Source organism: Protofrankia sp. Cas4 (genome assembly GCF_963555915.1).
GTDB lineage: Bacteria > Actinomycetota > Actinomycetes > Frankiales > Frankiaceae > Protofrankia.
The window spans coordinates 20578-27072 of sequence record NZ_CAUVXL010000197.1; the positions used below are offsets into that span (position 1 = coordinate 20578).

At 69.8% G+C, this 6495-nt stretch carries 7 protein-coding genes and 1 riboswitch; all 7 genes read right to left on the reverse strand.

Annotation, left to right across the window (positions count from 1 at the left end):
• Positions 1-40: 40 nt before the first annotated feature.
• The gene (gene infC, locus U9979_RS18240) at positions 41-625 is read right to left on the reverse strand and encodes a translation initiation factor IF-3 (RefSeq protein ID WP_416210216.1); all 585 of its coding nucleotides are present in this window, start codon (positions 623-625) and stop codon (positions 41-43) included.
• Positions 626-970: 345 nt separating this feature from the next.
• Entirely contained in the window at positions 971-1441 is a 471-nt protein-coding gene (locus U9979_RS18245) for an SseB family protein (protein ID WP_322747515.1), read from the reverse strand.
• A gap of 45 nt (positions 1442-1486) precedes the next feature.
• Positions 1487-2629 carry a hypothetical protein gene (locus U9979_RS18250; protein ID WP_322780331.1) on the reverse strand — a complete coding sequence of 381 codons (1143 nt, stop codon included), beginning with the start codon at positions 2627-2629 and terminating at the stop codon, positions 1487-1489.
• Positions 2630-2903: 274 nt separating this feature from the next.
• Positions 2904-3380: a 6,7-dimethyl-8-ribityllumazine synthase gene (ribH, locus tag U9979_RS18255; RefSeq protein ID WP_322747517.1), complete on the reverse strand. Its 477-nt coding sequence runs from the start codon at positions 3378-3380 to the stop codon at positions 2904-2906.
• The gene (locus U9979_RS18260; protein WP_322780332.1) at positions 3377-4792 is read right to left on the reverse strand and encodes a bifunctional 3,4-dihydroxy-2-butanone-4-phosphate synthase/GTP cyclohydrolase II; all 1416 of its coding nucleotides are present in this window, start codon (positions 4790-4792) and stop codon (positions 3377-3379) included. Before U9979_RS18260 ends, ribH begins: the two co-directional genes overlap by 4 nt.
• The gene (locus U9979_RS18265; protein ID WP_322780336.1) at positions 4789-5502 is read right to left on the reverse strand and encodes a riboflavin synthase; all 714 of its coding nucleotides are present in this window, start codon (positions 5500-5502) and stop codon (positions 4789-4791) included. Before U9979_RS18265 ends, U9979_RS18260 begins: the two co-directional genes overlap by 4 nt.
• Positions 5503-5626: 124 nt before the next feature.
• Positions 5627-5755, reverse strand: a riboswitch (FMN riboswitch).
• 163 nt (positions 5756-5918) lie between these two features.
• The coding region (locus tag U9979_RS18270) for a ribulose-phosphate 3-epimerase (protein ID WP_322780333.1) at positions 5919-6495 on the reverse strand (577 nt) is incomplete at its 5' end.

Genomic DNA, 6495 nt, shown 5'->3' on the forward strand with positions numbered 1-6495 from the left:
GAGATCCTGCAATCAGTGGTGGTCGTCAACGGCATGCTGGTCAGACCAGTCCGGCCGGCTCAGGCGCTCGCTGAGGTCGGGACCCCTTGTGCGGTGCCATCACCATGGTCATGTTCCGGCCGTCCTGCTTGGGCTGAGCCTCGACGTAACCGAGCTCCGCAACATCGGTCGACAAGCGTTGCAGGAGCCGGATGCCGAGCTCGGGTCGGGACTGTTCCCGCCCGCGGAACATAATCGTTATCTTGACTTTGTCGCCGGCCCGCAGGAACCGGACCACGTGACCCTTCTTGGTCTCGTAGTCGTGCGGATCGATCTTCGGCCGAAGCTTCATTTCCTTGATTACCGTCTGGACCTGGTTCTTACGAGCCTCACGACGCTTCTGGTCGGACTCGTACTTGAACTTCCCATAGTCCATGAGCTTGCAGACCGGCGGACGGGCCGTCGGAGCGACCTCAACCAGGTCGAGATCGGCCTCCTGGGCCAGCCGCATAGCCTCGGCAATGGCCACAATGCCGATCTGCTCGCCTTCGGGCCCAACCAGGCGCACCTCGGGCACCCTGATCCGGTCGTTAATACGTGACTCTGCGCTGATGTGGTTCCCTCCGTGGACTCGACGCGCGGGCATGACCTGCCGCTGCGGAGCCCTGCACCCAGCGAGACTGGGCACCCGGCCGATACGCCGTCACACAACGGCTCGGCCGACCGGCGACCCGGCCGCCGAAGTTGCGACGTCGGGTGGGAGGCAAGCCTCCGCTTGGCCTTGTCACCACTGGAAGGAATCGCTACGAGACTCCGGCCCGGGTGACAAGCGGTCGACCAACAGCCTAGCAGTAGTGGGCCGGATGCGACGATCAGTTGACCGTGGGATATGGAGTCCCTGCCGATCGGGCCCAACGGCCCGCAAGGGGTACTCCATCCGAAAACGGTCAATCCACCACGCGCGCATCGACCGATATCCACCGGACAGGCATTAGAGCGCGGCGATCCGCTCCAACAACTCACCGTCGACGGTAGCCATCGCCGGTCCGGCGATGTCAAGCACGACCGCGCTGTGGCCATCGCGCACGGCCTGGGCACACAGGGCATGACCGGGCACCGCGACCGGCCGGGCCGTCCGGCGCCACCGCGCCAGCGTGTCGACACCGCTGAACGCCGGAATCGCGGTAGCTCCGGAGGGCACCCAGAGGGTCACCAGAACCATCTCAGACGACTTCTCGGCGCCGGTGCCGGCATCGCCGGGTGGATCGACATCTGGATCGCCGAGTGGATCGCCGGGTGGATCGGCATCTGTCCGTCGGGCCTCGATCGCGACGAACACCCGGGCCCGGACCAGCGCGGTCGCGACCGACTGTTCGTCCCCCGCATCCAGCGCGGCGCGCAACGCACCGTCCGCACCACCGTGATCACCCTGCCCGGATGGCGCCAGCAGCTCCCGCTTCACCGGTCGACCCTATTGCTCCCGGCCCGACTGTACGCGTGAAGGCGATCAACCGGAGGCTGCGTCCACGGCGGCGGCGAGCTCACCGAAGGCCGCTCTGGTGCGACGACGCAGGCCCAACCAGGTGAACGGAACACCGTCGACCAGCGCCGGATCGAACGGGACGACGACAACGGCCCGCGCGCGATCGGAAAGCCGTGCCAGGCGACGGCGGGCCCGGGCGGACCAGCGGATCGGGACGGTCTCCACGACCGCGACCACCAGCGAGACGCCAGCCCCGCTCCAGGCGACGTCGGCGATCTCGGGGCCGGCGAGTGTCACCAGGACGTCGTCTGCAGCCGAAAGATCAACAAGGTCGGCCCGCGCGGCCACCACGACCGTGTCAACGCGGGAAGACGCAGCCGCGGGCAGCGGCTGGTCCCAGCCTGGAGGTCCGTCGACCAGCACCACCTCGTACCAGACCGCCAACACGTCCTGGGCGCGGCCGGCCTGTTCGGCACACACGTCCACCGCGATGAGCCGGTCGCGGCGGGATGCGGCGAGAGCCATCCCGAGACCGGCCGCGGCCGTGCGTCCAGCGCCACCGCTGAACCCGCCGACATGCACCCGTAAATAATTGATCATGGATGTCGCGGGCTCGGCGCCGTCCACCGGCCCCCGGTCGACGCCGGCCGAACCGTCGGCCGAACCGCCGACCGCCACCGTCTCCGGGATCTCCCCAGCTTCCGGCAGCGCGACATCAGGCCAGGTGAGCTCCGGCGACAGTGTCTCCGGAGAGCTCGCGGGCACCGGATCGGCTGCCGCGATGTCCACGGCCGGCAGGAAGTGCCCCACGTCCGGGGTCCAGCCAGCAGGGGCCGGTGCCGGCACCAGCGGTCGTGGCTGGTCCGCTCGTGGCTGGTCCGCTCGTGGCTGGTCCAGCCGGGCCGGCGTCACGAGCGGACCCGGAGCGCGTGTGCCGATCCGTGACCGGCCAGGTCGCCGACTCACGGTCGCCTCGCGGTCGTCGTCCTCGCCCGGCATGCGCAGACCGAGCAGGGACACGGGCCGCGCGTCACCGACATCCGCCGCAAACACCGCGCCGGGTCGCAGCTGGGGACCATCACCGGGGCTCTGAACCGCACCGGCTTCCCGCTGTGCACCCGGCAGGTCACCGTTCTCATCCGGATCTCGCGCCGTCATTGCGCTCACCACCGCCTCCCGTCCCCACGGGGACCCCGCCACGTGCGACCGGGGTCTACCGCCGGAACATGGTGGCCACCTGATTGATCAGGGCCTCCGGCGGCGCGGCGCGACCCGGGGACTGCGGCCTGCGGGCGCGCGATCTGACGATCGTCGCGCACCCTTTGGCCCTCTGGTGGTACACGGTATGCGGTAGCCATTACGGACAAGAGTCCCCGTCACCGGGCCGAGTTACAAGGTTGACCTGAATCGGCCAGCCGGACGCCTTCGGCCAGGGCGACGCCTATGGATGCCGCAACTCCCGCAGGACGTTCGCGGTCATCAGCGCGGCGAAAGCGGCTTCCCGGCCCTTGTCCTCGCCAGACGAGGGCAGCCCGGCGCGATCCCGCGCCTGCTCGACCGTGTCACAGGTCAGGACGCCAAACCCGACCGGCACACCGGTATCGAGAGCCACCCGGGTGAGCCCGGCGGTCACCGACTGGCAGACGTAATCGAAGTGCGGGGTGCCGCCGCGGATCACCACTCCCAACGCCACCACCGCGTCATGGTCGGCGGCGAGCGCCGCGGCGACGACGGGGAGTTCCACCGCACCGGGCACCCGGACCACCGCCGGCGAGGCGACGCCGGCGTCCTTGGCGGCCCGCAATGCCCCGTCCAACAGGGCATCGGTGATCTCGCTGTGCCACCGGGCCGCCACCACGGCCAGCCGCAGACCGGCGCCGTCGGGGATGGACCCAGCCGGCGAGCCCGTGCCGCTCACGCCGACTCCCCCTGACACGCGTCCGCCATCAGTGCTGCCAGGACTGCGGCCTCCGGGCGCGCGATCTGACGATCGTCGCGCGCCCTTTGGCCCTCCAGCAGGTCGGTGTCCACGGGTCCGTTCGCCGGGACACGATGACGCGGCACATCGGCACGGGCACCCACCGCCGTCGGCAGACCCGGCAGACCCGGCAGATCGTGCCCCATCCGGTCCCTCTTGGTCGTGAGGTAGCCCAGGTTCTCGGGAGTGAAGGTCACCGGGAGTCCCACCCGCTCGACGATCTCCAGACCGTAGCCCTCAAGCCCGGCCCTTTTGGTCGGATTGTTGGACAGCAAGCGCATCGCCCGGACACCGAGGTCGACCAGGATCTGGGCGCCCGTGCCGTAGTCACGGGCGTCGGCGGGTAGGCCGAGAGCGAGGTTGGCGTCCACGGTGTCGTGCCCGCCATCCTGCAGCTCGTAGGCACGAAGCTTCTGGCCCAGGCCGATACCACGGCCTTCGTGGCCCCGCATATAGAGCACCACCCCCCTGTCCTCAAGGGATATCGCGCGCAGCGCGGCGTCGAGCTGGGTCCCGCAGTCGCAGCGCCGTGAGCCGAAGACGTCACCGGTGAGGCACTCGCTGTGCACCCGCACCAGCACATCGCGGCCGTCGGAGATGTCGCCCCTGACCAGGGCCAGGTGCTCGGTGCCGTCGATGATGCTGCGATAGCACAGGGCCCGGAACTCCCCGTGCCGGGTCGGGATGGTCGCCTCGGCGACCCGCTCGACATGCCGTTCGCTGCGGCGCCGGTATGCCACCAGATCCGCGATCGAGATCATCAACAGCCCGTGTTCGGCGGCGAACCGCATCAGTTCCGGCAACCGGGCCATGGTCCCGTCGTCGTTGACGATCTCACAGATAACCCCGGCCGGACGCAGCCCCGCCAGCCGGGCCAGATCCACCGCCGCCTCGGTGTGGCCGGGGCGGCGCAGCACCCCACCGGCCTTCGCCCGCAACGGAAAGACGTGGCCGGGCCTGGTGATGTCGGCGGCGGTGGTCCCAGGATCGGCCAGCAGTCCGATCGTGTGTGCCCGGTCAGCGGCCGAAATGCCGGTCGTCACCCCGTCACGGGCGTCGACGGAGACGGTGAACGCCGTGCCCATCCGGTCGGTGTTGTGGGGGACCATCTGATCGAGAGTCAGCCGATCGAGGTCGGCGCCGGCCATCGGCACACAGATCACACCGGAGGTGTGGCGGATCGTGAACGCCAACAGCTCCGGCGTGGCCAGCTCGGCCGCAAAGATCAGGTCGCCTTCGTTCTCGCGGTCGGCGTCGTCGACGACGATGACAGGCCGGCCGGCCGCGATCTGGGCTACCGCGTCGTCAATGCAGGCCAGGCGGGTGTCGCCGGCTGTCTGGGGTCCGGTCATGACGGTTGTCCGTTCCCGCTCGGAATCGTGGGGGTGAGGGTGGCGGTGGGGCTCACGAGGCGACCCGCGCCGGTCGTGTCACCGGCGGCGATGAGTTTCTCGACGTACTTCGCCAGGACGTCGACCTCGAGGTTGACCCGGTCCCCCACCGCGCGACGGCCAAGGGTGGTCATCCGCAGCGTCGTCGGAATCAGGCTCACGGTGAACGAGGCCGGGGATGATCCTGACGGTGACGCCGTCGCCGCGGTCACGTCCACCACCGTCAGGCTGACGCCATCCACGGTGATGGACCCCTTCTCGACGAGGTAGCGGTCCAGGCCCGGCGGCAGGCTGATACGCACGACCTCCCAATGGGTCTCCCGCCGTCGATCGACCACCACGCCGACGCCGTCGACATGCCCCTGCACGAGATGGCCGCCGAGGCGGTCGGCCAGGCGCACGGCGCGTTCCAGGTTGACGGGGTCCCCGACGGACAGACCGGCGAGAGCCGAACGGTCCAGGGTCTCCTGCATGACGTCGGCGACGAACGCCCGCCCACCATCACGGGAAGACCAACTGGTGACGGTCAGGCAGACCCCGTTGACGGCAATGGACGCGCCCTCGCTGACGTCGGCAAGGACGGTGGAGGCGCTGACGACAAGTCGAGCCGAGGCGGGAAGCGGCTCGACCGCCGCGACGACACCGAGTTCCTCGACGATTCCGGTGAACATTACTGACGTGCCCCCTTGTCTCGGCACCACGTCCGAGACAGGGGTGAGCACGCGGGACGCCACCGGCACATGGGCGCCGGACGGACCGTGCGCGACGGTGAAGACCGCCGGACGGCACACGCCCGCGCGCGTCCTCCCATCCGGACTTTCACCGTCGGTCCCGGAATTTCACCGGGTCCACCGGCCGCTGGCTGCGGACGGGTCGCGGACTGTCACCGCCGGCTCGGAGTTTCACCGACCCCGGAGCGCGCGTGCTACTGCAACTACCTGTCTGAGTCTTGCACATGAAAGCCGCATGGGCACGAGAAAGCCCGGCCTGCGCCGCTGGATGAGCGCGGTGCCACCACTGCCCGCAGAAATGCCAACCTGCTCAGGGTCACCGACCATCGACAGGGCGGTCAGGGCGGTCAGGGCGGTCAGGGCGTCGGCACGCCAGGTGCGACCAGTCGCGGCGAGGCGCGCAGCGCCTGCGCACGCAGCGACTCGACCGCCGCCGCCGGGTCAGCCGCACCGTAGACAGCGGTGCCGGCGACGAAGACGTCGACCCCGGCATCGGCAGCCCGCTCGATGGTGTCGGCGTTGACCCCACCGTCGATCTGCAGCCACAGATCGAGGCCGCGGTCGTCCAACAGCCGCCGTGCCGCTGAGATCTTCGGCAGGACCTCGTCCATGAACCGCTGCCCACCGAACCCCGGCTCGATGGTCATCAGCAGGAGCAGGTCGAACCGGTGCAGGTCATCGAGGTAACGCTCGACGGGAGTGGCCGGCTTCACCCCCAGGCCGGTACGGGCGCCGGCCGCCCGGATGGCAGCGGTGGTCCGGGGCAGGTCGGTGACGGCCTCGGCGTGGATCGTGACGTTGGCCGCGCCCCGCTCGGCGTAGCCGGCGGCCCAGCGGTCCGGATCCTCGATCATCAGATGGCAGTCGAGGGGCGTCGAGGTGACCGTGCGCAACGCGGTCACCGTGTCCGGCGCGAGGGCGAGGTTGGGGACG